Below are 26,628 nucleotides of genomic sequence, written 5' to 3' on the forward strand. Positions count from 1 at the left end.
TCGAAATCCACTTGCTCTCCGGGCATTGGTGCGCAATGGTTGGCGGGCGGAAGTAAGGGGGAAAAGGGGTGGTCGGGCCTTACCGGGGGCTGTTCAACGGGCCTGGCATCAAGGCATTCGTGCTCGCCGGGTTCGTCGGCCGGATGCCGATGTCGATGATCGGGATCGGGATCGTCTTACTGATCTCCGCGCTCACCGGCTCGTACGCCACCGCCGGCGCGGTCGCCGCGGCCACCAACGTCGCCTTCGCCGTCGGCGCCCCGCTGTCCGGGCGGCTCGTGGACCGGTTCGGGCAGAGCCGGGTGATCCCGCCGTTCGCCGTGATCAACGCACTCGCGCTGGCCGCCCTCATGCTGAGCGCCGGCCTCCGGCTGCCCGACTGGACGCTGTACGCCTCCGGCCTGGTCGTCGGCGCCACCTCGCTGTCGGTCGGCTCGATGGTGCGGGCCCGCTGGTCGGTCATCCACGGCGGCTCCAGCAAGTTGCACACCGCCTTCGCCTTCGAGTCCGTGGTCGACGAGGTCATCTTCGTCACCGGACCGGCGCTGGTCACGGTGCTGGCCACCGAGCTGAACCCGTACATGGGCCTGGCCGTCGCCCTGGTCTTCATGTTCGCCGGCCTGCTGGCGCTGGCGGCGCAGCGGCGCACGCAGCCGCCCGTCCAGGAGGTCAAGTCGGCGAACGGCACGCCCATCCTGATCCCCGGGATCGCCATGCTGTCGTGCGTCTACCTGGCGATGGGGGCCGTGTTCGGGTCCGTGGACCTGATCACCGTGGCCTTCGCCGACGAGCGCGGGGCGAAGGGGGCCGCGGGGTTCCTGCTGGCCGCGTTCGCGGGCGGGTCGATGGTGTCGGGGCTCTGGTTCGGCTCCAGGCACTGGCGGATCTCGCTGCGCAGGCGCTTCATCCGGGCGCTGTGCGTGTTCGCGCTGGGGCTGCTGCCGATCGTGTTCATCGGCGACGCGCGGATCATGGCCGCCGCGCTCTTCCTGGCCGGGTTCGCGATCTCGCCGACGCTCATCACCGGCTTCTCTCTCACCGAACGGCTGGTGCCGCCGTCCCTGCTCACCGAGGGCATGGCGTGGATCTCCACCGCGCTGGGCTTCGGCGTGGCGGCCGGCGCGTGGGCGGGCGGGCGGCTCACCGAGGCGTACGGCGCGTCCAACGCGTACGTCTTCTCACTGGGCGCGGCTGTCCTGGCCGTGATGGTCGGGATCGGAGGTTCGGGTTTCCTGAGACTTCCCGAGGCGTCTTCACCCGCGAAGAGCTGATCCGCTACCGTCGGGACATCCCTCGCAACATCCATCACTATGGAAGCTCTATTTATGTCCCGACAAATCAGTTCACTTCTGGCAATCGCGGCTGTTTGCGTCACCCTCACCCCGGCGCCCGCCTCCGCTCAGGCCCCCAAGAAGGCCCCCGTCGACTGCACGCAGGTCAAGTGCATCGCGCTGACCTTCGACGACGGACCGGGCAAGTACGCGGGGACGCTGCTCGACACGCTGAAGAAGCACAACGCCAAGGCGACGTTCTTCCTCGAGGGCCAGTACGCGAAGAGCCGTCCCAAGTACGTCAAGCGCATGGTCGCGGAGGGCCACGAGCTCGGCAACCACAGCTACAAGCACCCTGACTTCACGAAACTCGAGGCCTGGGAGATCAGGAGCGAGATCAAGAAGACCCAGGACGCCGTCAAGAAGGCGGCGGGCGTCGAGCCCAAGCTGCTGCGGCCCCCGTACGGGATGGCCGACATGCAGGTCTCCGAGATCGCCGCCGAGTTCGACATGCCGATCATCCTCTGGACCGGCGGCTCGGAGGACTGGGCCAGCAAGAACGTCGACGCGATCAAGAAGAAGACCCTCGAAGTGGCCAAGCAGGACGGCATCATCCTCATGCACGACTGGGTGAAGCAGACCGTGGACGCCATGCCGTCGATCATCAAGACGCTGCAGAACAAGGGCTACCACCTGGTGACGGTGTCCGACATCGTCAAAAAGGAGAACCTGGAGCCCGGCGACATCTTCCCGGTTCCGGCAGGCTGGGAAAACTGAGTATCGTTCACGTTTAATGTGATTCTGCTCTTCTAGGGGGCTGCTCATGGGCTTCACGAACTGGGCGCAGAACCAGTCGAGCAGCCCCGCCGAGGTGCGTGCCCCGGCGTCCGTCGCGGACGTCGTACGCGCCGTGGGGGACGCCGCCGCCTCCGGGCGGCGGGTCCGCATGGTCGGCACGGGCCACTCCTTCACCGGGGTGGCCCTCACCGACGGCATCATGTTGCGCCCGCACGCGCTGACCGGCGTCAGGTCGTGGGCGGAAGACCGCGTCACCGTGCTGGCCGGCACCCCGCTGCGGGTGCTGAACGAGCTGCTCGACGAGCGCGGGCTGGCGCTGGCCAACATGGGCGACATCACCGAGCAGACCGTCGCCGGCGCGATCCAGACCGGCACCCACGGCACCGGCCGCGACAGCGGCGGGCTCGCCGACCAGGTCGCCGAGCTGGAGCTGGTGCTGGCCGACGGGTCGGTCGCCACCGTCTCTCCCGGCGAGGACCTGTTCGACGCGGCCAGGGTCGGCCTGGGCGCGCTCGGGGTGCTGACCGCCGTGACGTTCCGGGTGGAGCCCGCGTTCCTGCTGCACAACCGCCGGCGCACGATGTCGCTCAGCGAGATCCTCGGCTCGCTCGACGAGCTGACCTCCGCCAACGAGCATCTCGACTTCTTCTGGCTGCCGCACACCGACGCCTGCCTGGTCAAGACCAACAACCGGCATCCGGGGCCGGCGCGGCCGCCGAGCGCGGCCAAGCGGTGGCTGGACAACGTGTTCCTGGAGAACACCGCCTTCGGCGCGGCCTGCGCGGTCGGGGCCCGTTTCCCCGGGCTGATCCCGCGGATCAACGAGGTCAGCGCGGCGGCGCTCGGGGACTCGGAGTCGGTCGACGCCTCGTACAAGATCTTCACGGCGCGGCGGGACGTGCGGTTCCTGGAGGCGGAGTACGCCGTGCCGCGCGAGCGGCTCGCCCAGGCGTTGCGCGAGACCAGGGACCTGATCGAGCGGATGGACTGGAAGATCACCTTTCCGGTCGAGGTCCGGGTCACGCCGCCCAGCGACGCCTGGCTGTCCACCGCGTACGGGCGGGCCTCGGCGTACGTCGCCTGCCACATCTACCGGCCGACCCCGAACCCGGCGTACTTCGAGGGCGTGGAGGAGATCATGGCGCGGCTGGACGGGCGGCCGCACTGGGGCAAGCTGCACACCAGGGACGCCGCCTACCTGGGGAAGGTCTATCCCCGCTTCGCGGACTTCACCGCCCTGCGCGACCGGCTCGACCCGCGGCGCCTGTTCACCAACGACTACCTGGACCTGGTGCTCGGCTAGGCTCGCCCCTCCGCGCGCCACCACGACCCGGCCTGCGTTCCTCCACGGTGCGGGTCCCTTGAGGGCGGGGAGGGGCGACTGACCTGCGACGAAGCGGCACGCGCGGAGGACGGGGCTAGGGGGCGGGCGTCGCGGCCTGCTCCGCCTGGTCGGTCGGCTCCGCCGGGTCGGCCTGGTCCGTCGGCGGGGCCTCGGCCGCCGTCGTCGGCGCCGCGGTCGCGGTCGGCGCGGGCGACGGCGTGACCGTGTCCCGCTCCGCGGGCACCGGCCCGGGCGTCCGCTTCGTGGTCGGTGTCGCGGTCGGGGTCACAGTCGGGGTCGGGGTCGGGGTCGGGGTCCGGGGCTGCTCCGTGGCCGTCGGGGGCTGGTACGCGGGCGGATCGCCCGCCTCAGAGGTCTGCTCGGCCGGCGCCCTGTCCGCCTCGTCGGACTTCTTCGGGGACTTGCCGACGATCTGCTCGTGCACCGTCTGCTGGGCTACGGCCTGGTAGACCAGGATGCCGCCCATGCTCATGGCGAACACCACCGCCGCGGCCGCCCCCACCCTGGCCCAGGGCAGCCTCCTGCGGAACTGCTCGATCGCGGGCATGACCAGTGTCGAGCCCGCCTCACCCGGCTCCTCCGCGGATTCGTCGCGGCGGCCGGTCAGCGTGTGCTGCTTGACCCGCTCGCCCGTCCGCTTGAGGTAGTGCGTGTAGATGGCGGTGGCGACCGTGCTGGCGACGCTGACGACGGCCGCGCCGATCACCGTGCCCGCCACACCCGTATAGGAGGCGGCCACGGCGGCGGTCACCGCGGCCAGGGCGCTGCCCAGGATCTGCGGGACGCTCAGCTCGAACCTCCGCTGTTCGCCGCCCATCTCCTTGATCAGTCCCCTCTTGTCATGCGTTCGGTAAAGAGCTGTCTCGTGAATAGACGTGAAGGCGTGTCCCGTTGTTCCTGTGACATGCGTGACAGGCACCCTCCTAGCTCGTGCCCCGACGACTCGGCCTGCCCTCCCTGTACCTCGCCGCGGCCGTGGCCACGGCCGCCACGACCGCCGTCCCGCTGGCCATGACACCCGCGTCCGGACTCGCCCTGCGCCCAGCCGCCACCGAGCCCACCCGGCCCTACATCGTCATCGCCGGCAGCCGGGCGGACGCCCGCGATCTCGTCGGCGAGGTGCGATGGCGGGTGCGGCGCTACTACACCGCGGCGCTGCCCGGATTCGCCACCTTCCTCACCGCCGCCGAACTGGCCGAGCTGCGGGCCGACCCGCGGGTCAGCGCGGTCGAGCCCGATCGGCAGATCCATCCCATGCCGGTCCGGAGACCGGCCCTTCCGCCCGCCGGCCGGGCCGCGGGCGCCGGCGTCACCGTGTACGTCGTGGACAGCGGCGTGGACGCCGGCCGGCCCGCCTTCGAGGAGCGGGCCTGGCGCGCCTTCGACGCCACCGGCGGAGCCGGGCGCGACTGCACCGGCCACGGCACGCAGGTCGCCGGCCGCGTCCACGCCGCGGCGCCGGGGGCCAGGATCGCCTCCGTACGCGTGCTCGGCTGCGGCGGCCCGGGCACGCTGGCCGACGTGCTGGCGGGACTCGACTGGATCCGCAGGCACGCGCGCGGGCCGTCCGTCGCCGCCCTCTCACTCGACGGCGCCGGCTCCGTCGCGTTCGACACCGCCGTACACGCTCTGGTGCGGTCGGGCGTGTTCGTGGTGGGCGCGGCCGACTCCGCCGCGTGCCGGATGAGGCCGGGCGGCGCGGCGTACACTGCCCTCACCCCGCATCTCGCCGGGGCCGCCGCCCGCTACCTGGAGCTCCACCCCGGCGCAAACCCGGCCATCCTGACGTCTCGGTTCAACTGCACCTCAGCCCGCGGCGCGATTCGCCAGAACCCGTCGAGGGCCTCTAACCTCCTCATGCACAGCGGCGGGCTCTAGAGGGATGGATTCGACAAATGTGACCGGCGTCACATCGCCCCGGGGCTATCCCAGGAAGGCGATGTTCGGACATGCCGGGTACGGTGCTGGCAGGCAACCGGCACACGCGAGAGACTCAAGGGTCCGGGGGAAGAATGGCGACGCTGACGAAGGGACTCGCATGCAGGAGCTCCGACTCGTCGCGGTGAGTGAGGACGGCACCTATCTCGTGCTGGCTACGGCCGGGCGGGGCACCCGCTTCACTCTTCCCGTGGACGACCGGCTCCGTGCTGCCGTCCGCGGCAACTTCTCCCGTCTCGGCCAGTACGAGATCGAAGTGGAGAGTCCGTTGCGCCCCAAGGAGATCCAGGCCCGCATTCGCGCCGGAGAGACTGCGGAGGAGATCGCCGCGACCGCCGGCATCCCAGTCGAGCGGGTGCGCTGGTTCGAGGGGCCGGTGCTGCAGGAGCGGGAGTACGTCGCTCAGCAGGCGCAACGGGTCGCCGTGCGCATGCCGGGGGAGTCCGCCCCCGGACCGACCCTCGGCGATCTCGTCGTGGAGCGGCTGAACAGGCGCGGCGTGCCCACGGACGAGATCGACTGGGACTCCGCCAAGCGCGACGACGGCCTGTGGCGGGTCAATCTCGGCTATGTGTGGAACGGCCACACGCGGCACGCCGAGTGGCTCTTCGACCCGCGCAAGCGTCACGTGACGCCCCATGACGACGAGGCGATGCGCCTGTCCTCGGCCGACTTCGACCCCGAGCCCGCCGTCGTGGAGGACACGACGGTGACGCCGTTCGCGCCGCGCGTGGCCAAGCTGCAGCCGGTGCCGCCGCTCGCCTCGGACGCGGTGCCGTTCCCCCCGGTGGCGCGGCGCGAGCCGGAAGAGCCGGCGGTCGGCTACAACCCGCCGCCCAGGTCGTCGGAGACCGGCTACACGCGCGCCCCTGACGTTCCCTCCCGCGAGGCTCCCTTCGACCGCCCGGACGCTCCGTCCCGAGACGCCTCTTTCGACCGCTCCGGCGTTCCTTCACGTGACGCCTCGTTCGACCGCTCCGAGGTGCCGGCGCGTGAGGCGCCGTTCGACCGTGCCGCTCCCCCGCGCGAGGCGGTCCCGGAGGCGGGACGCGAGCCTTCCCGGCCCGAGCCACCTGCCCAGGAGCCCGGCCATGCCCGCCCCGGCGACAGTTCCTCCCGCCGCGGCGGGTCTTCGCCATGGCTGCCCGACTTCGGCTCCAGCGGCGACGCCGACTCCTCCATCTACGCCCCGGCCACCTCCACGGACTCCCGTCCCGCCTCTCGGCCCACCGCCGGGGAGCCCGCCGCTCCGCAGCCCGTCACCACGGAACCCGCCGCCCAGCAGCCCATCGCCACGGAGCCGGCCACCGCCCAGGAACGCACGCCGACCGCCGAACAGACCCACCACGGCACCGAGAACGCCCGCCCCCTGCCGCCCACCGGTCCTCAGCCGCAGGAGCAGCGTCCCGCCCAGGAGCCGGCCTCGGACCAGAAGCAGCCGGTCACGGCGCCCCAGCCTGCCCCGGAACCGGCCGTCGCCGCCGCCGCCGAGACGATCCCCGTCCCGGAACCGGCCGCCGCCGTCGCCGCCGCCGAGACGGTCCCCGTCCCGGAACCGGCCGCCGCCGTCGCCGCCGCCGAGACGGTCCCCGTCCCCGAACCGGCCGCGCAGCCCGAGGTGGCCACGCCTGCGCCCCTGCAGCCCCAGCCGCTCTCGAAGCCGCAGCCGACCACTCAGCCGACGCCGGCCATCCAGCCGACGCCTGCCGCCCAAACGACGCCTGCCGCCGAGACGACCACACCCGCCACTGAACCAACCGTCGCGGCGAGCACCACGACCGACCCCGGGCCGACCACCGTCGCAAGCGCCCCCTCTGAGGCTGGGGCGACCACCACCGTCGCAAGCACCACCACCGATGCCGGGCCCACCACCGTCGCGGGAGCACCCGCCGACGCCAGGTCGGCCTCCTCCACCGAACCGGCCACCGTGACGGAACCGAGCACCGCCACCGAACCGGCCACCGTGGCGGGGCCGAGCACCGGACCGACTGCCACTGGTGAGTCGCCCGCCGTCGCCGAGACGCGTTCGGAAACCGGGCCGGCCGAAAGCACCGAGCCGACGCCCGTTGCCCAGCAGGAAACCGCTCCTGAGCCTGACACCACCGGACAGGTCAGCGCTGCCGGGCAGACGGACGCCCAGGCGCCGACGGATGCCGACGGGCCAGCCACCGCCCAGCCGGCTGCTTCCGCTCAGCCCACCGCCGCCGCTCAGCCCACCTCCGCCCAGCCGGCCACCGTCACCGCGACCGCCCCCGAGCCGGTTGCGGCGTCGCCCTCCGACGTCGCGCCCGCCCCCGCGGCGGCCGCCGCGCCAACCGCGACGCCCGCGACCGCTGAGAGCAGCGCCGCCGCTCCTCCCACCGATGCGTCTCCCGCCTCTGCCGCTGGGGACACGGCCGGAACCTCGGACGCCTCTGCCTCTGCGGTGGACGTCGCGGCCGAGGCCACCGCTCAACCGGTCGAGGCCGAGGACGCTCAGACCAAGTCCGAGGCCGGAGAAGCCCCGGTCGCGGAGACGCAGGCGGACACGGAGTCCCAGACATCCGGAGCCGTGGAGTCCCAGACCCCCGAGGCCGAGGCGGCCAAGGCCGGGAAGGAGAGCAAGCCTCCGGCGCCCAAGCCGAAGCCCGCTCCCGCCGAGCCCAAGGTGCCGGCGGCGCGGGCCGGCAAGGACGAGGGCAAGGAGGAGCAGGCGGTACCGGTGCCGTCGCCGCCCCCCGCTCCGGCCGCCCGCCAGGCGCGCAAGGGCTCGAGGGGCCGCCGGGCCTCGGTGCCGACCTGGGACGAGATCATGTTCGGCGCCCGCCGCCAGGACTGATCTCGGCGCGGCGCATCCAGCCGAGGCCGGCTCAGGCAGCACCCAGCCGACGCCGGCCTCGTCACGTCTTGCTGACACGGGCCCGGCCACATCCCGCCGCCGCAGGCCGCGCCGCATGCGCCCATGTACGGGTCCCTCGGCCGGACCCGTACATTCACTCGGCAGGGGGCGGATCCCCTGCGGGCGGCGTCAGGAAGGGTGCGAGCCACTCCGGGGTCACCTCGGCCGGGAAGCCGGCCCCCTGGGACTCCGAGACGTCGATCGCCTCATAGCCTCCCTTGCCGGCCCCCACGCCGGCGACGAGTGTGAGCACCCCGGCCCGCCGTTGGAACCACGTCTGCCGCAGCCGCCATCCCACCACGGCCCGGCGTTCGACCACGGCCTGGGCGCGCCGCAGCGAACCCGACCTCACCGCCATCCGCACCCCGTCGTAGCCGTGCCCCAGGGACGCGTACCGGTCGAGCCCCAAAGGGATGCCCACGCCGGCCAGCAGCAGCGACACGACCAGCACGATCCACCACAACATCGTGCCGGTCGCCCAGACGGCCACGGCACTGATCAGCGCCATCACCGCCCACGGGAAGACGGCCCGGAACAGGCGGCGGTTGCGCGCGACAGGCGGATGCCGGCGCAGGGCCGCCTCGTAGGGACCGACCGCCTCCCTGGTCACCTCGATGGCGACCGACCTGGGCACGTCGGGCAGCAACTGCCCTCGGGTCTGCGAGTCGCCGAGCCCCGTCACGATCGCCCACACGCGTACGACCCTGGCCCATCGTTCGGCGAGGCCGTCCACGATCTCGTAGCCGCGCACCCGCTCCGACTCCAGCGACACGCTGCGCCGGTTGATCAGGCCACGCTCCGCCACCAGGTAGCCGTCGCGCCGCTTGAGCACGAAACCCCAGTTGAAGACCGCGTACATGAGCCCGCCGAGTATCGGCATCGCCAGGACGAGCAGCACCGCCACGATCAGCAGCAGGTATGGGCGGTCCCAGAGCCACCGGCCCACCTGCCAGGCGGCGTCCTGCCCGAATCCCAGCTCGTCCCCCCACTGGAACGCCAGTCCCACGGCGCCGCCGGCGAGTGCGAACGGGGTGAGCAGGTACGCGCCGGACAGCGGCCCGTACAGCAGCCACCTGCGCGGCACGCGGATGATCGGCCGTTCCGCGGGGCCGGCGGCCGCCTCTTCCCGGACATGCCCTTCCGGCGGTGCCGCACGCCGCAGGAGCAGCGCCTTGACGCGTTCGGCCTCCGCCAGTGTGACCCCGTCGAGCTCGGCCTCCTCGTCACCGCCGCTGGCACTCGTGTCGATCTTGAGTACGGCCAGGCCGAGCAACCGGTGCATGGGCGGCGTGGACACGTCGACGCCGCGGATGCGCTCCAGCGGGATGGTGCGCACGGAGCGGCTGATCAGCGACCGTTTCGTCTCCAGGCGGTCGCCGGCGATCTCGTACGTGAACGTGGCCCATCTGATGATCGCGAACACCACGGTGCCGACGACGCCGAGCGCCGCCCAGCCGTACGACCTGGCCGAGAAGCCGCCCACGAACAGGACGCCGAGGAGGGGCAGGAGCAGGGACGGCAGCATGCGTACCGGATCGATGAGCAGCACTTTGGGGCTCAACCGCAGCGGCACCCGCACGGGAACCGGAGGCCCCTGCGGCCCGCCCTCCGGCCCTTCCGGCCCGTCTACCTGCCCGCCTCCAGGCCTCGGCGGGAACCCGCTCCCGGGCGAGGGCCGCGACACGGCTCCGGGCCCCGGCGGCGGCACGTCCCCGGACGACGATGGTGAAGCGCCTTCGGGTGCGGGGCCGGTGTCGGGGTCATCGGGCGGGGAGCTGTCGTGGGCACGCCGGGGGTCGGTCATGTCGCGTCGTCCCTGAGCTCCTCGGCCCGGTGCGCGAGCCGCTCGGCCAGTCCCGCCGCCACCCGGTAGTCCAGGCCCTTGATCGTCGACGAGCCGGCGTGGGACGCGGTGCGGATCTCCAGCGTGGCCAGCCCGAGCATCCGCTCGAACCATCCTTGCCCCTTGTCGACCGTCTGGATGCGGCTCACGGGCACGAACACCCACTCCCTGGTCAGGTATCCCGACCTGGCGTAGACGACGTCACCTGAGAGCTCCCAGCGATGTACGGAGTACCGGACGAACGGCTCGGCCGCCAGGAACGGCAGGGTCACCACCACGACCGCCAGGGGCAGCAGCCAGGAGTTGAGGGCGAACCACTCCGGCACCCACGACCACCCGCTCCCCCCGACCCACCTCGATACCAGGATCGAGCCGCCGAGGAAGAACACGAACGCGAGCAGCGCCTCCAGCAGCCACAGGCGGACGGCTTTGGGCGAGACGCGGTTCGCCGGATCGCGCAGCGGGCCTGATGACGTCACAAGGCCAGCTTAGGACCGAAGGCGATCTGTCGGCGGATCGGTGAAGATCCGCCTGCCGGCGGCGGTAAAGATCCGCCGATCGCCGCGGCGTGTCCGGTCGCCCGCGCCCGGCACGGCTGCAATGCTCGGTGGCGGCCGGCCGCAGGCTGTCGAGCTTGGCCACATCGGCGGCGCCACGTTCGTACCAGCCAGGCTCGGGCCCGCGCGGGACCGCACCCCGGCGCGAACGCCTCACGCGACGTGGCAGCCGCCGTCCGCCCGAGGCGATCCCGCCCGGGGCCGAGACTCGACGCGGCCGATTCCAGTCACCATCGCGGTCGCCGTCCGACGGAGACCATCTCGCCCAGCTCCGATACCGCTCACGGCCGATCCGGCGCACCTGGTTTTTGCCCGGGCCGGCGACCGAAACCGATGTCCGTTTTGTCGCAACGCCGTACGGGACCCGGCCCGGCGGCCCGCAGGGGTGACGCAGCAGGCCAGTAAGGGTCTCCCGGCGGGACTCGATTCGGTTCGGCGGGAGGGGCGGGAGGGGCGGATGTGGCCAACCTCACTCCCCTAATGCTGCGATTCTGGCTGATTTCGGATCCTTTACCGACGACGGACCATCGAGAAACGGTCTGCGCACCGCCGAGAGCCGCGTAGCATCGTCCGGCATGGGGCTGTGTAACACGGCATCACGCGTGGGACGCATCGCTGTCACTGTGACGGCGGTGGGTGCGGCGTTCGCGTTGTCGGGTTGCAGCGGCCTCATCGGCAAGTCACAGGCCGACGACATCGCGGAGATCAACGTCTCGAGCCCGGAGCTGCGCGACGGCCGGCCGCTGCCGCGCGAATACTCCTGCAAGGGCAACCAGGGCAGCCCGCCGCTGCGCTGGTCGAGCCAGCCGCTGTCCAAAGCGAAGTCGATCGCGATCGTGGTCGACTCACAGACCTCGTCCAACGCGGCCGTGTACTGGGTGCTCTACAACATCCCGGCGACCACGACCGAGTTGGGCCCCAACGCCGCCGCGGAGCCCCCGTCAGGGGCCGGACAGGCGTCGGTGACCAGTGGAAAAGTGGGCTACGAGCCCCCGTGCGACCCGGGAAGCTACCGCTTCACGGTCTATACGTTGAACGGCAAGGTCGATCCCAATAAGGGCAGTTCCCTGCCCGAGATCCTGAAGCAGATCGCGGACCAGACCATTGCCCGGGGCCGCCTCACAGCGGTCGACATCGAGTGAGAGACCGAACACTGCAGGTAGTACGGTGTACCAATTCTTCACGTAGGGTGTGACAACGCTCATAGTGGTCCGACACAATCAGATCGAATTGTTAGGCATTGGTGATCAAAGGGGGCAGGTCGCGTCGATGGCCGCGCGATCTCACCGATGCCAGAGGGAGGCCATGGCTTTGAGGGTGGTGCAATGACTGCGGTTGTCGTGAGCTTGGTCGCTGTCGTGCTCCTCGTGCTCGTCGTCGTGGCACTGGGCATGCGTTCTATGAACAAGCGGGAGAGCTCTCTCCCTCCGGAACGGCTGAAGGAGATGGCCGAGAAGGAGGAGCAGACTCACGCGCGCTCCACGGACGAGTTCGCCGCGCACGAGCCACGGATGAACAACTTCAGCCCCGACTTCAGCCCCATTGACGCGCCCAAAGCGCCGAAACCGGTTCGCACCGGCCAGCGCGGCAAGCGTGGCGTCGACGAGTGGGGCAACCCGACCTCGGACGACGAGGACGAGGAGTTCTGGGCCAACATCCGCAGCGATGCGGAGCAGGGCGGCTTCGGCGCCGGGGGCACCGTGGCGGCCAGGAAGGCCGCCTCCCGCCCGGATGCCCCGCGTCCCGCGGGCCGGGAGCGCCCGGCCGAGCAGCAACCGCAGCGCGCCGCCGAGCGCCCGGGCCGGACCGAGCGTCCCGCCGCCGAGCGGCGTGGTGAGCGCAAGGCCAAGCCCCAGCCCGTCTCCGCGGCCGTCGACCCCAACGCGGCCACCGTCCAGGCCCCCCTGCCGCAGCGCCAGGTTCCCGCCACCGCCAACCTCGCCGATCTGGTCGAGCCCGCCAAGCGCGCCACTCCCTCGCAGGCCGAACTGGCGGACCAGCGCACCATGACGTTCGCGGCCCCGACGGCCGACGTGATGAGCATCCTCGGCGCGGGCGCCCAGCCGGTGCCCGCCGCGCGGCCCGAGCCGGCCCCGCCCACCCGCCCGCAGCCGGCCACGAACGGCAACGGTTTCGCCAACGGCAGCGGCTCCTATCCGGCCTCCCCGGCGAACGTCAGCGGGTCCTTCCCTGCCTCCCCTTCGACCGGCAGCGGCGCGTTCCCCGCCGCGGGCCCGGCCTCCAGCGGCTCGTTCCCGATCGCCCAGCCCGCGCCCATCCACGGCGCCCCGACGAGCGACCCGTTCCCCGCCTACAACGGCGCGGGCGACCCCCTCGAGACCACCTGGGCCACCCCGCCGACGCCCACCCCGTCCGGCTCCTGGCCCGCCACAGCCTCGCCCGACATCCTGGACGACCCCACCACGGCCACCGTGTACGGCGGCCCGGCGACCTCCTGGCCGGCCTTCGAGCAGCCCGCCGGCCGCTCGTCCTACCCCGCCTCGTACGAGGTGCGCCCCGGCTGGGCCGTGGCCGACGACTCCGAGCCACTCCCCAGCGCCTCCCCCGCCGGCGGCACCCCGACCACGCCGGGGCGGGCGGTGTCGGCGGGCGCCTACGACGACGTGCTCTCGAAGCCGGTTCCCCCGTCCGCGTACCCCGCGTACGAGACGGGCGACATCACGACCGCCGCGGCCGCGTTCCCCGCGTACGAGACCGGCGACATCACCACCATCCCCGCCACCGCTTGGCCTGAGCCGCCGTCGTCGAACGGCACTCAGACGACCTGGCCGGGATACACCGGGGGCGGCGACATGTTCACCGACCCGTCGCAGGCGCCTCGCGGAAACGGCGACGGCGGCCAGCGACGGCCCTCGGAGAAGGACTTCCCGCACGACTACTACCGCTGATCGCAGGCGCCATTAATGCGTAAAACCCATGTGACGCGCCGCTAAAGCGGGGTCGACGGAGCATTAGGGTTTGCTCCATGTTCCGCGACACGCAGAGTAGCTGGGTGAGCACCCTCCGGCATGACATGCCAGCCTCGCTCGTGGTTTTCCTCGTCGCGGTGCCCCTGTCGCTGGGCATCGCGATGGCGTCCGGGGCGCCGCTGGCCGCCGGGCTGATCGCCGCCGTGGTGGGCGGAATCGTGGCGGGCGCGCTGGGCGGGTCTGCCGTACAGGTGAGCGGTCCGGCCGCCGGGCTCTCCCTGGTGGTCGTGGATCTGGTGCACACGTACGGATGGCGCGCCACCTGCATGATCACCTTGCTGGCGGGGGCCGTGCAGCTCGTGCTGGGAGTGTTCAAGGCGGCCAGGGCGGCGCTCGCGGTGTCGCCGGCCGTCATCCACGGCATGCTGGCGGCCGTCGGCGTGATCATCGCGTTGTCCCAGCTCCACGTCGTGCTGGGCGGCAGCTCCCAGCGTTCGGCCGTGGCCAACCTGATCGAGCTGCCCGGGCAGATCGCCGACCTGCACGGCCACAAGGTGGCGGTCGGCCTGCTCACGATCACGGTGCTGGCCGTGTGGACGCGGCTGCCCAAGCGGGTCAAGGCGGTTCCGGCGCCGCTGGTCGCCCTGGTGACGGCGGCGGTCACGGCGTGGGTGTTCGACTGGGACGTCACGCGCGTGGACCTGTCCGACAGCGTCACCGAGTGGGCCTTCCCCGTCCTGCCGCAGGGCGACTGGCATCTGATCGTGGCCGCGGTGCTGCTGGTGGCGCTACTGGCGGGCTGCGAGTCGCTGCTGTGCTGCGTGGCGGTCGACGGCATGCACGGCGGCCGCCGGGCCGACCTCGACCAGGAGCTGACCGGCCAGGGCGTGGCGAACATGGTCACCGGCGCGCTCGGCGGCCTGCCGGTCGCCGGGGTGATCGTGCGCAGCACCGCCAACGTGCACGCCGGCGCGCGCACGCGCTGCTCGACGATCCTGCACGGGGTGTGGGTGCTGGCCTTCGCGCTCGGGTTCGGCTCGGCGATCAAGCTGATCCCGGTGGAGGCACTGGCGGCGCTGCTGGTGTTCATCGGCGTGCAGATGGTGAACCTGGGCCACGTCAAGAAGGTGCACGGCCACGGCGAGGTGCCGGTGTACGTGATGACGATGGTCACCGTGATCCTGCTCGGGCTGGCCGAGGGGGTGCTGGCCGGGCTCGCGCTGGCCGCGCTTCTCGCGCTGCGCCGGCTGACCTGGGTCACCGTGCTGAAGCGCGAGGACAGGGACGGCCGGCTGCACGTGACGATCTCGGGGTCGCTGACGTTCCTGGGCGTGCCGAGGCTGACGCACGAGCTGCGGACGATCCCCGCGGCCACCCCCGTGGACCTCGACCTGAACATCGACTTCATGGACAACGCGGCCTTCGAGGCCCTCCACTCGTGGCGGCTGGACCACGAGCGCATGGGTGGCACGGTCGACATCGACGAGCTGCACGACGAGTGGTACACACTGGCGGCCAGCGGGGCGCGCATGTTCCCCGTGAAGTCGCCGCCCGTGGCGCCGGACCGCTGGTGGCTGCCGTGGGCGCACCGGCACCGCCGCCCGGGCAGCCGCGCGGTGCCGTCGAACGGCGGGACCACGCAGGTGGAATGCCAGCTGACGGCGGGGGCGCGCGAGTACCACCGGCGCACGGCGCCGCTGGTGAAGCCCATCTTCACCGAGCTGGCGCTCAAGCAGCAGCCGTCGCACCTGTTCATCACGTGCGCGGACTCCAGGATCATGCCCAGCCTGATCACCGCCAGCGGCCCCGGCGACCTGTTCACGGTGCGCAACATCGGCAACCTGGTGCCGCGCAGGGGGTCGGAGCCGCACGACGACTCGGTGGTGGCCGCGATCGAGTACGCGACGCAGGTGCTGGGCGTGCACACGATCACGGTGTGCGGCCATTCGGGGTGCGGCGCGATGGCGGGGGTGCTGAGCGCGGGCGTGCAGGCGGGCAGCCTGCCGGGGCTGCGGCGGTGGCTGCGGCACGGCGATCACAGCCTGGCCACGTTCATCGAGACCGAGGGCGACCGGCTGCACAGCGGCGCACTGGACGTGCTGTGCCGGGTCAACGTGCAGCAGCAATTGGAGAACCTTCGCACGTACCGGAAGGTCGACGAGCAGGTCAGAGCCGGGAAGCTGGAGCTGGTGGGGCTGTACTTCGACATCGCGACGGCCCGGGTGCACCTCGTGCCGCCGCTGCGTTCTACGCCCTCGGTGAAGACTGCTGATCGCTGGGTGCCCGCGGGCGAAGAATGAGCCCATGAGGGTTCTTGTCATCGGTGGTTCGGGGTTCCTGGGGCGTGCCGTCGTGGAGGAGGCGCTGGCTCGGGGACACGTGGTCACGACGTTCAACAGAGGGCGTAGCGGGGTGGACGTGCCCGGGGCCGAGCCCGTGCGCGGCGACCGGGAGTCGGCGGAAGACCTGGAGCGGCTGGTCGAGGGGCGTTCGTGGGACTTCGTGGTGGACACCTCCGGCTATGTGCCGCGGGTGGTGGGCGCGTCGGCGCGGGCGCTGTCCGGGCACACGGGGACGTACGCGTTCATCTCCACCATCTCGGCGATCGCCGACTTCCCCGGCAAACCGGCCAAGGAAGATTCGGAGATCTGGCCGTGCGAGCCCGACGCCGGGCCCGACGACGGCAACTACGGGGTGCTGAAGGCGGGCTGCGAGCGGGCGGTGGAGCAGGGGTTCGACGGCAACGTGCTGATCGTCCAGCCGGGCATCATCCTGGGGCCGCACGAGGACGTGGCCAGGCTGCCGTGGTGGCTGACCAGGATCGCGCGGGGCGGGCAGGTGCTGGCGCCGGGGGAGCCGGACGCGCCGATGCAGTTCGTGGACGCGCGCGACCTGGGGATCTTCACGCTGGACCAGGCCGAGCAGGGCATGGCCGGCCGGTTCCTGGTGACGGGGCCGGTGGGCCAGACGACCTTCGGGGAGTGGCTGGGCCTGTGCAAGGAGGCGACCGGGTCCGACGCGGAGTTCGTGTGGGTGGACAGCACGTTCCTGGCGGAGCAGGGCGCCGGCACGTTCGTGGAGCTGCCGCTGTGGGGCGGCCCGCCGGCGGCGGAGACCGGCAACTTCTGGAGTGTGCCGACGGCCAAGGCGCAGGCGGCCGGGCTGCGGATCCGTCCCGTCGCGGAGACCGTACGCGACACGTGGGCATGGTTACGAGAGATCCCGGAAAAGCGCCGCAATTTTGGCACCAACATGACGCACGGGATATCGCCGGACAAGGAGGCCGCGATTCTCGCCGCGTGGGCGTCCCGTTCTGAGTAATCCTGCGCAGACCGCAGGGCGCGGGCGGGGTTAGTGTCGCGGTGCCAGCGAGGTACTCCAGGTGCCCACGGCGCACCTCGCAGCGCCGGTCCTGACTCCCAGGGGCCGGAGGGGCGGAGGTGCCCACTGTCCAGCCGGGGCCCCTGAGCAAGGGGCAGCCGATGGTGGCGGGACAAGCGTGATCACCTCCGCCCCTCACCGCTCGTGCGCGCTCGCGCGGAGACGGACCTCTCCGGCCCCGGAAGGCTCCACGCCCCTGATCGTAGACCCGGGATCCGGCGCCGACCGGGTCTCTGGTCCGTTCTTCGCACGATCGGTCCGTCCGGGCGTCCGTTTCTGTCACGGAAAAGCGCGTGACGGTCACATGAAGCTGCATGCGACGCCTTTATTGCGATTTTCCGGACGATATTCCCGCAGAATACCGGCCAGTAAGTTTCATAGATCCGCTTCATCGGGCCAAAATCCCTTCATGCCGTCTTACGCGCCGCTTACCCCTGGTGACCCCCAGAGGCTTGGAGATCTGGCAATCCTCGGCAAGCTCGGCGAAGGCGGACAGGGTGTTGTCTACCTGGCCAGAAACCCTTCGGGCGCGCAGGTGGCCGTCAAGTGGCTGCAGCCCGACCAGACGGACGACCACGTCAGTGTCGGGCGTTTCCTGCGGGAGGCGGAGGTCGCCCGGCGGGTGGCGCCGTTCTGCACCGCGGCCGTCCTCGGCACCGGTGTCGAAGGCGGGCGGCCGTACATCGTCAGCGAGTTCGTCGAAGGCTCCTCCCTGCAGCAGGTCGTGCAGGACGAGGGCCCGCGGCGCGGCTCGGGGCTGGATCGGCTGGCCATCGGCACCGCCACCGCGCTGGCCGCGATCCACCAGGCCGGGATCGTGCACCGGGACTTCAAGCCGGCCAACGTCATCCTCGGCGCCGACGGGCCACGTGTGATCGACTTCGGCATCGCGCGTGCGCTCAACGCCACCTCGACGTTCAGCAACTCGCCGGTCGGCACGCCCGCGTACATGTCTCCCGAGCAGTTCATGGGGGACACGATCGGACCCGCGTCCGACATGTTCTCCTGGGCCGGCACGATGATCTACGCGTCCAGCGGGTGGGCGCCGTTCGGCAGCGGCGCGATGCACCCGCTGATCAACCGGGTGCTCAGCGGGCAGCCCGACCTGGGGACGCTGGACGGACCACTGCGCGACGTGGTGGCGGAGTGCCTCTCCAAGGACCCGGCGCGGCGGCCGACGGCCCAGCAGGTCATCATGCGGCTGCTGGGGCATCCGGTGCCCCAGCAGCCCGTGGCCGACGTCGGCCTCCTGGAGCGGGGCGCCAGAGAGGCCTCGGCGGTCAGCCGCCCTCAGACGGACCGCCGTCCTGACATGGACCGCCATCCCAGCCTGGAATACCACCCCAGCGTGGAACGCCGTCCTGAGGCCGAACGGACGAAGGCCAAGGGGCGGATCGTCGTCGGCGTGGCCACCGCGGTCGTCGCCCTGATCGTCGTGATCGGGGTGGCGGTGGCCGTGGTCCTGCAGAAGATCTCGATCGCGGCCGGACCCACGACCGCGTCGGCCTCCACGACCGCGTCGCCGAAGGAGACGAGCCAGGCGCCGCAGTCCCCGACCCCCGCCACGCCCACGAAGAGCACGCTGCCCGGCGGCCAGATCACGCTCCACGAGCAATCGTCCGACCCGATCGCGCTGACGGCGTACGAGGTCTACAACAAGAACCTCGACGACGACATCGACTACGCCAGGCGGTCGCTGCGGGGCTCGTTCGACAAGCACCCCGGCAACTGGGAGTCGCTGGTCTCGCCCGACGGCCGCTACCTCGCGGGAAGGCCGCAGGACTACACCTCGGACGACTACGACTCGATCCTCTTCACCGACAGGAAGGCCGGCTCCAGCTTCCGGGTCAAGACTGTGCGCAAGCCGCTGATCAGCACCCTCCGCGCCTGGTCGAAGGACGGCTCGAAGGTCCTGCTCAACATCGACAAGAAAATCAAGGACAACAAGGGCGAGGACGACTGGATCTCAACGGGCTTCGCCGTCGTGGACGTGGCCCAGGCCAAAGCAAGCGTGGTCGAGGTGCCCGACACCTCGATCCAGGACTCCGACTTCGGCTGGGACGCCACCGGGACAGGCGTGGTCATCGTCTACGGCAAGGACGAAGGGCTGCGTTTCTTCGACGCCTCCGGCAAGCACACGCGGGACATAGCGGGCATCGGGCCGCTGGCGTCCGGAACGCTGGACATCTTCTCGCCCTCGGGCAAGATGTTCGTGACCAACTGCCGGGGCGGCGGCGACGGCGACCACTGCATCTGGGACACCGGCACCGGCAAGCGGGCGCGCACGTTCTCCTCCGACTGCGACAAGGTGCTGGGCTGGTACGACGAGTCGCATCTGTACTGCTGGGAGCAGGACAACGCGGCCAACGACGAGGTCCGGGTCGTGGCGTTCGACGGCAAGCTGATGCGCACGCTGCTGGAGGTCCCGGACACCCTGGACTTCACCCCGTACTTCACGGTCAACCCCACCAGGGGCTCATGAACCAGGGCTCCGTACGGCACGCCTCGATCGCGTAGGCTGGGCAGAGCGGCGCTCAGGGCGCCACCGGTCCGCGGGAAGGGCCAAGCCCACCTGATGCTCATCGAACGACTCGGCCCGACCTCTTTTCCAGCCTGATCATGCGGACACCAGGCCAGACGGAAAGGAGGCCCTGGTGCCCATCCATCGCCTGCCCGACAACCCCAGCATCGAACGGCTCCGCAAGCAGGCCAAGACGCTCCTTCAGTATGCGAAGGCGGCAGTTCCCGAGGCGCTCGGACTCGTCACCGAGTTCCATCCCCGGCCGCCGGAGACGCTCAAGCTGTCCGATGCGCAGCTCGTCACCGCCCGCATGTACGGCTTCGCGAGCTGGCCCAAGCTGAAAGAACACATCGGCGCCGTCGAGCGGTACTCCCGGTCGCCGCACCGGGTCGCACCGAGCCAGGAGTTGCCGGAAGAATTCCTGCGGCTGGCCTGCCTCACCTACGGCTCCGACTACCCGGGCCGGACCGGTGAGGCCGGCCTGCTGCTGGCCCGGCATCCGCGGCTGTCCACCGCGAACGTCTTCACCATGGCGGCCACCGGCTCGGCCGACGCGCTGGCAGACGCGCTGGCCGAGAATCCGGGGCTCGCCCGGGCGCAGGGCGGCCCCTTTGGATGGGAGCCGCTGCTGTACCTGGCCTACGCGCGTCTTGATGCGCCTGGCCGGTATGTGGCGGCGGCCCGGCTCCTGCTCGAGCACGGCGCCGACCCCAACGCCGGATTCCTGTGGGACGGCCTGACCTCGCCGTTCACGGCGCTCACCGGCGCATTCGGCGGAGGAGAGGGCGACCAGCCACGGCATCCGCAGGGCCTGGCGCTGGCCAGGTGCCTGCTGGAGGCCGGAGCGGACCCCAACGACAGCCAGACCCTGTACAACCTCGGGCTCGGCGGCTCCTTCTCCGACGACACCGCCCACCTTGAGCTCCTGCTGGAGTTCGGCCTGGGCCGCGGGCAGGGCGGGCCGTGGCATGCCCGGCTGGGTCCGACGCTGCAGTCCCCGCAGCAGATGCTCCGCGACGAACTGGCCACCGCCGCGCTGCGGGGCGGCCCGCAGCGGGCCCGGCTGCTCCTCGCACACGGCGCGGAGGTGAACGGTCTGGGCGGGCATCCGGCGTACGGCGGACGCACCCCCTACGAGCTCGCCCTGCTGCACGGCCACACCGAGGTCGCGGAGATCCTCGCCGCGGCAGGCGGCTCGGCGGCGCTGGAGGAGATGGACGCGTTCACCGCCGCCTGCATGCGCGCCGACGCCGGCGCGGTGGCCGGATTCGGCCCCGAACCGCTGGCACGAGCGCTCGCCCGATCCCCGGAACTCATCAACACCGCGGCCGCGCAGCGCAAGCCAGCGGCGGTGCGGCTCCTCGCCGGTCTCGGCTTCGACGTGAACCACCTGCACCGGACCACCCCGCTGCACCAGGCGGCCTGGAACGACGACGTGGAGACGGCCAGGACGCTGATCGAGCTCGGCGCCGATGCGACGATCAAGGACACCGAGCACGACTCGACCCCGCTCGGCTGGGCCGAGTACGGCGGCAAACGCCGCGTGGCGGCCTACCTGCGAAATCTAGGGCGAGAGTGATGAATGAAACTCCCCAGGGCTCCCGATCACTTCCTGTGCACGAAGACGGGCTTGCACATGGGCGTATCGAGAGGGACATGGCGGAACAGCGCCGGAACAGAGGGAAGCATGCCCTCCAAAGCCCCTGGTCAGGGGGATGGAGGTAACGAGTCGGCCTGTAGGCCGGGAAGAACCAGAGCGGCATAAGCCCAGTTCAGGCTAGTTCAGCCCGGTTCACTCTCCTGGTTTCTGCCCTGGTAGAAGGGCAAGCGGGTTTCACCCTGATTCAGCCCGCTTCCCTCCGTTCCGACCCCTTCTGATGACGCGATGACAGGGGTTCAACCAGGAGGAGAGACCCCATGTCCAGCTCTGACGAGCGGTTCACCTTCGGCTTGCTGCACGACCTGTACGCCGTCCTCGAAGCGCACGGCTACCGGCGACCCAATGACGAGAGCACACGCAACCGGGCCGCTGGCCGCTCCCTGTCCGTCGTCCTGGAGTTGCTGAACGTCCGCCGGGGCTTCGCCCCAACCCGACGAGACATGTCCGGTGCGGGCTGAGGTCCGTAGGTGGAGAACGAGTTACAGATCCGTGGAATGACCCCGGCTAGCGGCTAAGACGGTACACAATGTGTCCGTTCATTCACCGCTCGCAGCGGTCGGGTGGCCGTTGCCGGCCGAGCCTCCAACCGGAGCCTGTGATGACGCTACCGCGTACCGCTGCCGAGGTGTTGTCCGATCATGTGCTCTTCGAGATCCGGTGCGTGGACCGGATGCTGCTGTCCTTCCGGCAGCCCCGGCTACAGTACGGCTCCGGCATCCACGGCTTCTTCTGCCATCATCGCGGCAACCGCTTCGTCTCCTCCACGCTGATGCATCCGATGACCGAGCACTTCGCCGCTGACATTCACCACTGGCTCACCTCACGCGATCTGGACCTGGTCCACTTCACCAAGGACCAGCGTAAAGACGACATCGCCAAGCAATACCTGGCCGGACACGACGGCGGCGAACGGATCCTGTTCGTCGGACGGGACGGGCGCAGGAAAAGGTCCGCATCTGGCGGACCCGGCAGCGCCGCGACGCGGGCACCGGCAAGTCCTACCCATGGCTGGCCAAGGAGCCTGCGCTGGTCAACCACTGGTACTTCTACGGCTTCGACCGTGACTTCGGGCCCGTTCTATGTCAAGTTCTGCGGCTACTTCCCGTTCAACGGGCAGATCTACCTCAACGGTCACGAGTACGCCAAGCGCCAGTGCGAGCGCGCCGGGATCGGCTTCACCGCGGACGACAACGCGATCGTCGCAGCCGAGGAACCGCGGGCGATCCAGAGAATCTGTGACGGCCTGAGCCAGGAGGCGATCTACCGCTTCCTCGGCAAGTGGCTAGCCCGCCTTCCCCACCCCCTCACCCCCGAGGACGAGGCGGCCGACTACCGCTGGCAGGCCTCCATCCAGCAGATCGAACTGTCCACCGCCCAGGTGATGGACCGCCCGCGCTCCGGCCGGATCTTCTTCGACCAGCTCATCCACGACAACATCGACATTGGCCGCCCCGACAAGGTGAGCATCGTCTTCGACCGCCAGATCCGCCGCCATCACGGCAAGGGCGCCACCCCGGGCAGCTTCCGCACCCAGATCATCACCGAGGGCGTCGACCCCTACCTCTACCCGTATTACAAGAAGACCCAGGTCAAGCAGTATCTCAAGGAAGGACGCGCGCTACGGACCGAGACCACCATCAACCAGACCCGCGACTTCGCCATCGGCAAAGAGCTGACTAACCTGCCCACACTTCAGCAGGTCGGCTTCACCGCCAACCGGCGTCTGCTCGACGTCGAATGCATCAGCCACGATCCCGCCGACGGAGCCGCCGCCCTGGCCGCGATCACCGATCCGGTCATCACCGACACCGGAACCCGCATCCCCGGACTACGCTTCACCGACCCCCGCGTCCGCGCCCTGCTCAACGTCTGCTGCGCCCTGGCCCTGCTGCCCGCAGGCTTCACCAACCGCCTCCTGCGCCACCACCTCGCGCCCCTGCTAGGGCTTACCCCCGAGGCCATGACCAGCGGCCAGATCAGCTACGACCTGCGCAGACTCCGCGCCCACGGCATCATCACCCGCATCCCGCACAGCCGCACCTACCAGGTCACCCCACCGGGATCGCGCACGCACTCTTCATCACCCACCTGGCCCAGCGATTCCTGATCCCCGGCCTTGCCCAGATCACCGATCCCGATCCACCGGCCGACAGCCGTCTGCGTTCCGCCTCCCGCGCTTACCAGGCCGCCATCGACGCCCTCGTCCGGGACGCCCACCTGGCCGCCTAACTGCGACTATCACCCAGCGTTACACCGCAGCCGCCACCATCAGCCACACACGCCTCAACATGACTCGATCTTCAAAATCCCGGAGGCGAAATGAAGCTACGACCAACCCCGCCATGCGCACCGCAGACTACCTGATCACGGCGGCGAAGAACCGGCTCAAACCGTATGCAGTACCGCCCAGCCTCCATCACCGGAATCGTGATCGAGATCGCCCTGAACCCCCACCATCTACCGCCCCACTGGCGCGATTACAGCGTTTTTTGGCATTTTCCATGCGGAAGTCAGAAATAGCTCTCAGCTATCCTTAGTCGTGGCCATATCCCGAACTCGCCCCTAATCGTCATATAGCTCTGCGTGATAGCGGACGACTGCTTGTGTTCACAAATTGTTCTGAGACGGTCAGGTCTTTCGATATGGGCGCGCCCGGGCATCTTTCTCATCACGATTCAAAGACCTTATTCAAGTACTATTTCTTGGAGCTCATGCCAATTATTTACATCAACGCGAAGAGGCATTGCCCATCGTACAGTTCTTCGTTTCTGCAAGTGAGCTTATAACAGCTCCCTCCGCCAAAACTTTCACCGACCAAGAAGAGTGGGGAATCATGATCAACAAACCGGTCAGACTTGGCCTATTCGCGCTGCTCTCCATACTCATCTTCGCTGTGCAACCGGCAGCTATGGGATCGGCGTCTGTCGATCCCATAGCGCCCGCACCATCCGGCAGCCAATCGCTTGATGAGGCATCGGGACCGCTCGGCGATGCGATACGTGCCGCGCGAGAAAAGTCGAAGAAGAGTGGCAAGGCCGAAAGGGTCGAGCTGGATCCATACTCCGCGACAAGCCCGTCGTATGAGTATAAGTACTGGTACCTGCAGAACCTGGCCAGTGGGAAATGTCTGGACTTAGAGAACTGGGGCACTGGTCGCTATATCCAGCAGTACTCCTGCCACGGCGGTAGTAATCAGGTCTGGCGGGTCACCTATGACGCTGGTAACGGGTGGTACGAGATCAAACCGTGGGACCGGCCCAACGAGTGCGCTGATGTAGAGAACTATGGGCGTGGCCCCTGGGTGCAGCGGTACCCTTGCCAGCTTTCGGACAACCAGAAGTGGTTTTTCGAGGTCTCTAGTATGCAGTCTGGCATCAGAATACGGAGCGCAATGGCCGGCTATCGTTGCCTTGATGCCTCGGATTATGGCACTGGAGTTCGCATGCAGGCCTACCCGTGTGGATACCAGGCCAATCAGTGGTGGCTTTTCGCTTATATTGTATTGTAATATCAGCGAGTAATTGGAGCGGGGGTCGGGTTTGCGGCCAGGGTGGCCATCAGGGAGTCCGCGCCGGTGAAGGTGAGGTTCTCTTGACGAACTCCACTGAACCTTGTTCAGGCTCCGCGGCGGGTACCCTGGTCACAGCATGATCGCGATGCCGACGTTCGGCCAGTGACGCGAAGAAGCTCCTGGTAGACGGGTTGATCACCACAATCCACACCGTCGCCACCAGGAGCTTCAGGTGCTGTTCTATCAGTGAGGTGATCTCAGCGAAATAGTTCGGGCAATTGGGATTTCTTGGACGCCGCCAGCGGCGTTCCGGGCTTTTCGGGAGGATTCGCCGAAGGCCGGAAACAGGCGTGGAGCCCCCGGTAGAAGAGCTCTCACCACAAGAATCTCAGCCGGCCGGAAGGCTCCACGTGATTGTTCATCGTGCCACGCTCGATGTCTTCCGCGCACTCGTTCACCACCTCCCCTGGCTCCTGCGCAAAGAACGCCGGCTGCGCGCCACCCCGAAAGACAGCCGGGCCTTGACCCCATTCCGGCAAGCGGTCATGGTGCTGCACTGGTTCCGCGGGAGCGCGACATCCCCAAACTCGGCCGTGATCACCGCGTCTCCCGAGCCACCGCCTACCGCTACATCCACGAAGGAATCGACGTTCTCGCAGCTCAAGCACCCGATCTGCATCAAGCTCTCGACCGTGCACAAGCCGACGGGCTGGCGTACGTGATCCTGGACGGCACGCTGATCCCGATCGACCGCTGCGCCGAGCAGACCCTCAGCGTCAAAGGCGAGTCCATCGACGCCTGGTACGCGGGCAAGGCCCACCAGCACGCCGGCAACCTCCAGGCGCTGTCAGCACCAGATGGGCTGCCGTTGTGGATCGCCGAGGTCGAACCCGGCTCCGTCCATGACCTGACGCAGCCCGGACACACGTCCTGGGCGCGCTGTACGCCGCTGCCGCACACGGCCTGCCCACCCTCGCCGACAACGGCTACGACGGCGCCGGAATCGGCATCCACACGCCGATCAAACAACCCGACGGAAACCAGATCCTCAGCCCGGACAACCGCACCTACAACCGGCTCCTTCGAGCCCTGCGCTGCCTCGGCGAACGCGGATTCGCCCTGCTCAAAGACCGCTGGCGAACCCTCCAGCACATCACCATCAGCCCCAGCAGAATCGGCGACATCGCCCGCGCAGCGCTTGTCCTCACCCATTTCGAGCACAACTACCTACCGGAAATTCACTGAGATCACGTCAGTGAGCATCGTGCCACCGTCGTTTTATCGCATCAGACCCTGAACTACGTCGCCGGAATGATCCGGCGGCACCGCAAGACGATCGGGTCGCTCTGGCGGCGACTCAACCCGGGCCAGCAGTCGTTGGTGGTGCTGGTCTACCTGCGTAAGGGCGAGACGTTCAGCGAGCTCGGGGCCGGTTACGGCCCCACCCATGATGGCAAGACGGTGATCCGGACTGCGTCAAGGAGCAGCGTTCGGATTGGCGAAAGGTCGGATCGACTTCGACTCGGGCATGATCCGGGTCGATCAACAGGTGACCGTGGTCAAGAGTCGGCCCATGCTCGGGACGCCCAAGAGTCCGGCGTCTGTCCGAGAGGTCCCCATGCCAGCTTTCCTCGGCAGGCTCTCCACGAGCACATCGCGAAGCACGACCCCATCGACGTGCTGTTCCGCACTACCTTACGGGGCAATCTGATCCAGCGCGACTACTTCCATGATCGTGTCTGGAGACTGGAGATCAAGGCCGCTGGTCTTCTCCCGGATACGACCTTTCACGATCTGCGGCACGGGTTCACCAGTACGGCTCTCGCTGAGGGCGTCCCGATCTCTGAAGTCTCCAGGTGGCTCGGACACGAGTCGATCACGACCACCGTGGATCTGGACCTATATGGCCACCTCGTTCCGGAAGCTTCCACGCGAGCCAGAGGCGCTCCACAGGGCGTTCCGCTCCTCGCTGGTTGTGCCCTTAGAGTGCCTTGA

18 protein-coding genes and 1 pseudogene are annotated in these 26,628 nt (G+C 69.5%); 16 read left to right on the forward strand and 3 right to left on the reverse strand.

What is annotated here, in order from left to right; all coding sequences use genetic code 11:
- Nucleotides 1-68 precede the first annotated feature (68 nt).
- Genes ACIBX3_RS07860 through ACIBX3_RS07870 form a run of 3 tightly spaced genes read left to right on the forward strand, consistent with a single transcriptional unit; the run spans nucleotide 69 to nucleotide 3,372 of the window.
- Nucleotides 69-1,271 carry an MFS transporter gene (locus ACIBX3_RS07860; protein ID WP_397114298.1) on the forward strand — a complete coding sequence of 401 codons (1,203 nt, stop codon included), beginning with the start codon at nucleotides 69-71 and terminating at the stop codon, nucleotides 1,269-1,271.
- A 54-nt stretch (nucleotides 1,272-1,325) separates the two neighbouring features.
- Nucleotides 1,326-2,048 (forward strand): polysaccharide deacetylase family protein, encoded by a 723-nt coding sequence (locus ACIBX3_RS07865; RefSeq protein WP_397114300.1) that lies wholly within the window; start codon nucleotides 1,326-1,328, stop codon nucleotides 2,046-2,048.
- A gap of 46 nt (nucleotides 2,049-2,094) precedes the next feature.
- Complete coding sequence (locus ACIBX3_RS07870) at nucleotides 2,095-3,372, forward strand: D-arabinono-1,4-lactone oxidase (protein WP_397114302.1); 1,278 nt, start codon at nucleotides 2,095-2,097, stop codon at nucleotides 3,370-3,372.
- A 115-nt stretch (nucleotides 3,373-3,487) separates the two neighbouring features.
- Here ACIBX3_RS07870 and ACIBX3_RS07875 read toward each other — a convergent pair whose 3' ends face one another.
- On the reverse strand, nucleotides 3,488-4,231 hold the full coding sequence (locus tag ACIBX3_RS07875) for a hypothetical protein (protein WP_397114304.1): 744 nt from the start codon (nucleotides 4,229-4,231) through the stop codon (nucleotides 3,488-3,490).
- Between the two features lie 113 nt (nucleotides 4,232-4,344).
- Here ACIBX3_RS07875 and ACIBX3_RS07880 point away from each other — a divergent pair, with 113 nt between their 5' ends.
- Both ACIBX3_RS07880 and sepH read left to right on the forward strand, forming a co-directional pair.
- On the forward strand, nucleotides 4,345-5,292 hold the full coding sequence (locus tag ACIBX3_RS07880) for a S8 family serine peptidase (RefSeq protein WP_397114306.1): 948 nt from the start codon (nucleotides 4,345-4,347) through the stop codon (nucleotides 5,290-5,292).
- Nucleotides 5,293-5,452: 160 nt separating this feature from the next.
- Complete coding sequence (sepH, locus tag ACIBX3_RS07885) at nucleotides 5,453-8,170, forward strand: septation protein SepH (RefSeq protein ID WP_397114308.1); 2,718 nt, start codon at nucleotides 5,453-5,455, stop codon at nucleotides 8,168-8,170.
- Between the two features lie 154 nt (nucleotides 8,171-8,324).
- Here the strand turns inward: sepH and ACIBX3_RS07890 are convergent, their stop codons facing one another.
- Both ACIBX3_RS07890 and ACIBX3_RS07895 read right to left on the reverse strand, forming a co-directional pair.
- The gene (locus tag ACIBX3_RS07890) at nucleotides 8,325-10,034 is read right to left on the reverse strand and encodes a PH domain-containing protein (protein ID WP_397114310.1); all 1,710 of its coding nucleotides are present in this window, start codon (nucleotides 10,032-10,034) and stop codon (nucleotides 8,325-8,327) included.
- Nucleotides 10,031-10,552, reverse strand: a complete 522-nt coding sequence (locus tag ACIBX3_RS07895) for a PH domain-containing protein (protein ID WP_397114312.1) — start codon at nucleotides 10,550-10,552, stop codon at nucleotides 10,031-10,033. Before ACIBX3_RS07895 ends, ACIBX3_RS07890 begins: the two co-directional genes overlap by 4 nt.
- Nucleotides 10,553-11,232: 680 nt before the next feature.
- On the opposite strand from ACIBX3_RS07895, the gene ACIBX3_RS07900 reads away from it, so the two are divergent.
- The 11 genes and pseudogenes from ACIBX3_RS07900 to ACIBX3_RS07950 all read left to right on the forward strand — a co-directional run bounded on the left by ACIBX3_RS07900 (nucleotide 11,233) and on the right by ACIBX3_RS07950 (nucleotide 26,628).
- Nucleotides 11,233-11,772, forward strand: coding sequence for a YbhB/YbcL family Raf kinase inhibitor-like protein (locus ACIBX3_RS07900; protein ID WP_397114314.1), 540 nt, complete (start codon nucleotides 11,233-11,235; stop codon nucleotides 11,770-11,772).
- 183 nt (nucleotides 11,773-11,955) lie between these two features.
- The gene (locus ACIBX3_RS07905) at nucleotides 11,956-13,539 is read left to right on the forward strand and encodes a hypothetical protein (RefSeq protein WP_397114316.1); all 1,584 of its coding nucleotides are present in this window, start codon (nucleotides 11,956-11,958) and stop codon (nucleotides 13,537-13,539) included.
- Between the two features lie 125 nt (nucleotides 13,540-13,664).
- Nucleotides 13,665-15,860 carry a SulP family inorganic anion transporter gene (locus ACIBX3_RS07910; protein WP_397114318.1) on the forward strand — a complete coding sequence of 732 codons (2,196 nt, stop codon included), beginning with the start codon at nucleotides 13,665-13,667 and terminating at the stop codon, nucleotides 15,858-15,860.
- A gap of 4 nt (nucleotides 15,861-15,864) precedes the next feature.
- Nucleotides 15,865-16,881 (forward strand): NAD-dependent epimerase/dehydratase family protein, encoded by a 1,017-nt coding sequence (locus ACIBX3_RS07915; protein WP_397114320.1) that lies wholly within the window; start codon nucleotides 15,865-15,867, stop codon nucleotides 16,879-16,881.
- A 469-nt stretch (nucleotides 16,882-17,350) separates the two neighbouring features.
- A complete protein-coding gene (locus ACIBX3_RS07920; protein ID WP_397114322.1) occupies nucleotides 17,351-19,423 on the forward strand; it encodes a protein kinase in 2,073 nt (690 codons plus the stop codon).
- Between the two features lie 172 nt (nucleotides 19,424-19,595).
- A complete protein-coding gene (locus ACIBX3_RS07925; protein ID WP_397114324.1) occupies nucleotides 19,596-21,041 on the forward strand; it encodes an ankyrin repeat domain-containing protein in 1,446 nt (481 codons plus the stop codon).
- A gap of 338 nt (nucleotides 21,042-21,379) precedes the next feature.
- Nucleotides 21,380-21,580, forward strand: a complete 201-nt coding sequence (locus ACIBX3_RS07930) for a hypothetical protein (protein ID WP_397114326.1) — start codon at nucleotides 21,380-21,382, stop codon at nucleotides 21,578-21,580.
- Between the two features lie 140 nt (nucleotides 21,581-21,720).
- Complete coding sequence (locus tag ACIBX3_RS07935) at nucleotides 21,721-23,229, forward strand: hypothetical protein (protein ID WP_397114328.1); 1,509 nt, start codon at nucleotides 21,721-21,723, stop codon at nucleotides 23,227-23,229.
- A 636-nt stretch (nucleotides 23,230-23,865) separates the two neighbouring features.
- On the forward strand, nucleotides 23,866-24,630 hold the full coding sequence (locus ACIBX3_RS07940; protein ID WP_397114330.1) for an RICIN domain-containing protein: 765 nt from the start codon (nucleotides 23,866-23,868) through the stop codon (nucleotides 24,628-24,630).
- 413 nt (nucleotides 24,631-25,043) lie between these two features.
- Nucleotides 25,044-25,878, forward strand: a pseudogene (locus ACIBX3_RS07945) (transposase family protein).
- Between the two features lie 66 nt (nucleotides 25,879-25,944).
- Nucleotides 25,945-26,628 carry a tyrosine-type recombinase/integrase gene (locus ACIBX3_RS07950; protein ID WP_397114332.1) on the forward strand — a complete coding sequence of 228 codons (684 nt, stop codon included), beginning with the start codon at nucleotides 25,945-25,947 and terminating at the stop codon, nucleotides 26,626-26,628.

It is taken from the genome of Nonomuraea sp. NPDC049480 (genome assembly GCF_044465905.1).
Classification (GTDB): domain Bacteria; phylum Actinomycetota; class Actinomycetes; order Streptosporangiales; family Streptosporangiaceae; genus Nonomuraea.

Excerpts from the sequence above, each read along its gene's own strand:
- ACIBX3_RS07865 (WP_397114300.1), top strand. The coding sequence starts at position 1,326 with ATGTCCCGACAAATCAGTTCACTTCTGGCAATCGCGGCTGTTTGCGTC.
- ACIBX3_RS07870 (WP_397114302.1), top strand. The coding sequence starts at position 2,095 with ATGGGCTTCACGAACTGGGCGCAGAACCAGTCGAGCAGCCCCGCCGAG.
- ACIBX3_RS07875 (WP_397114304.1), bottom strand. The coding sequence starts at position 4,231 with ATGGGCGGCGAACAGCGGAGGTTCGAGCTGAGCGTCCCGCAGATCCTG.
- sepH (WP_397114308.1), top strand. The coding sequence starts at position 5,453 with ATGCAGGAGCTCCGACTCGTCGCGGTGAGTGAGGACGGCACCTATCTC.
- ACIBX3_RS07890 (WP_397114310.1), bottom strand. The coding sequence starts at position 10,034 with ATGACCGACCCCCGGCGTGCCCACGACAGCTCCCCGCCCGATGACCCC.
- ACIBX3_RS07905 (WP_397114316.1), top strand. The coding sequence starts at position 11,956 with ATGACTGCGGTTGTCGTGAGCTTGGTCGCTGTCGTGCTCCTCGTGCTC.
- ACIBX3_RS07910 (WP_397114318.1), top strand. The coding sequence starts at position 13,665 with ATGCCAGCCTCGCTCGTGGTTTTCCTCGTCGCGGTGCCCCTGTCGCTG.
- ACIBX3_RS07915 (WP_397114320.1), top strand. The coding sequence starts at position 15,865 with ATGAGGGTTCTTGTCATCGGTGGTTCGGGGTTCCTGGGGCGTGCCGTC.
- ACIBX3_RS07920 (WP_397114322.1), top strand. The coding sequence starts at position 17,351 with ATGCCGTCTTACGCGCCGCTTACCCCTGGTGACCCCCAGAGGCTTGGA.
- ACIBX3_RS07930 (WP_397114326.1), top strand. The coding sequence starts at position 21,380 with ATGTCCAGCTCTGACGAGCGGTTCACCTTCGGCTTGCTGCACGACCTG.
- ACIBX3_RS07935 (WP_397114328.1), top strand. The coding sequence starts at position 21,721 with ATGACGCTACCGCGTACCGCTGCCGAGGTGTTGTCCGATCATGTGCTC.
- ACIBX3_RS07950 (WP_397114332.1), top strand. The coding sequence starts at position 25,945 with ATGATCCGGCGGCACCGCAAGACGATCGGGTCGCTCTGGCGGCGACTC.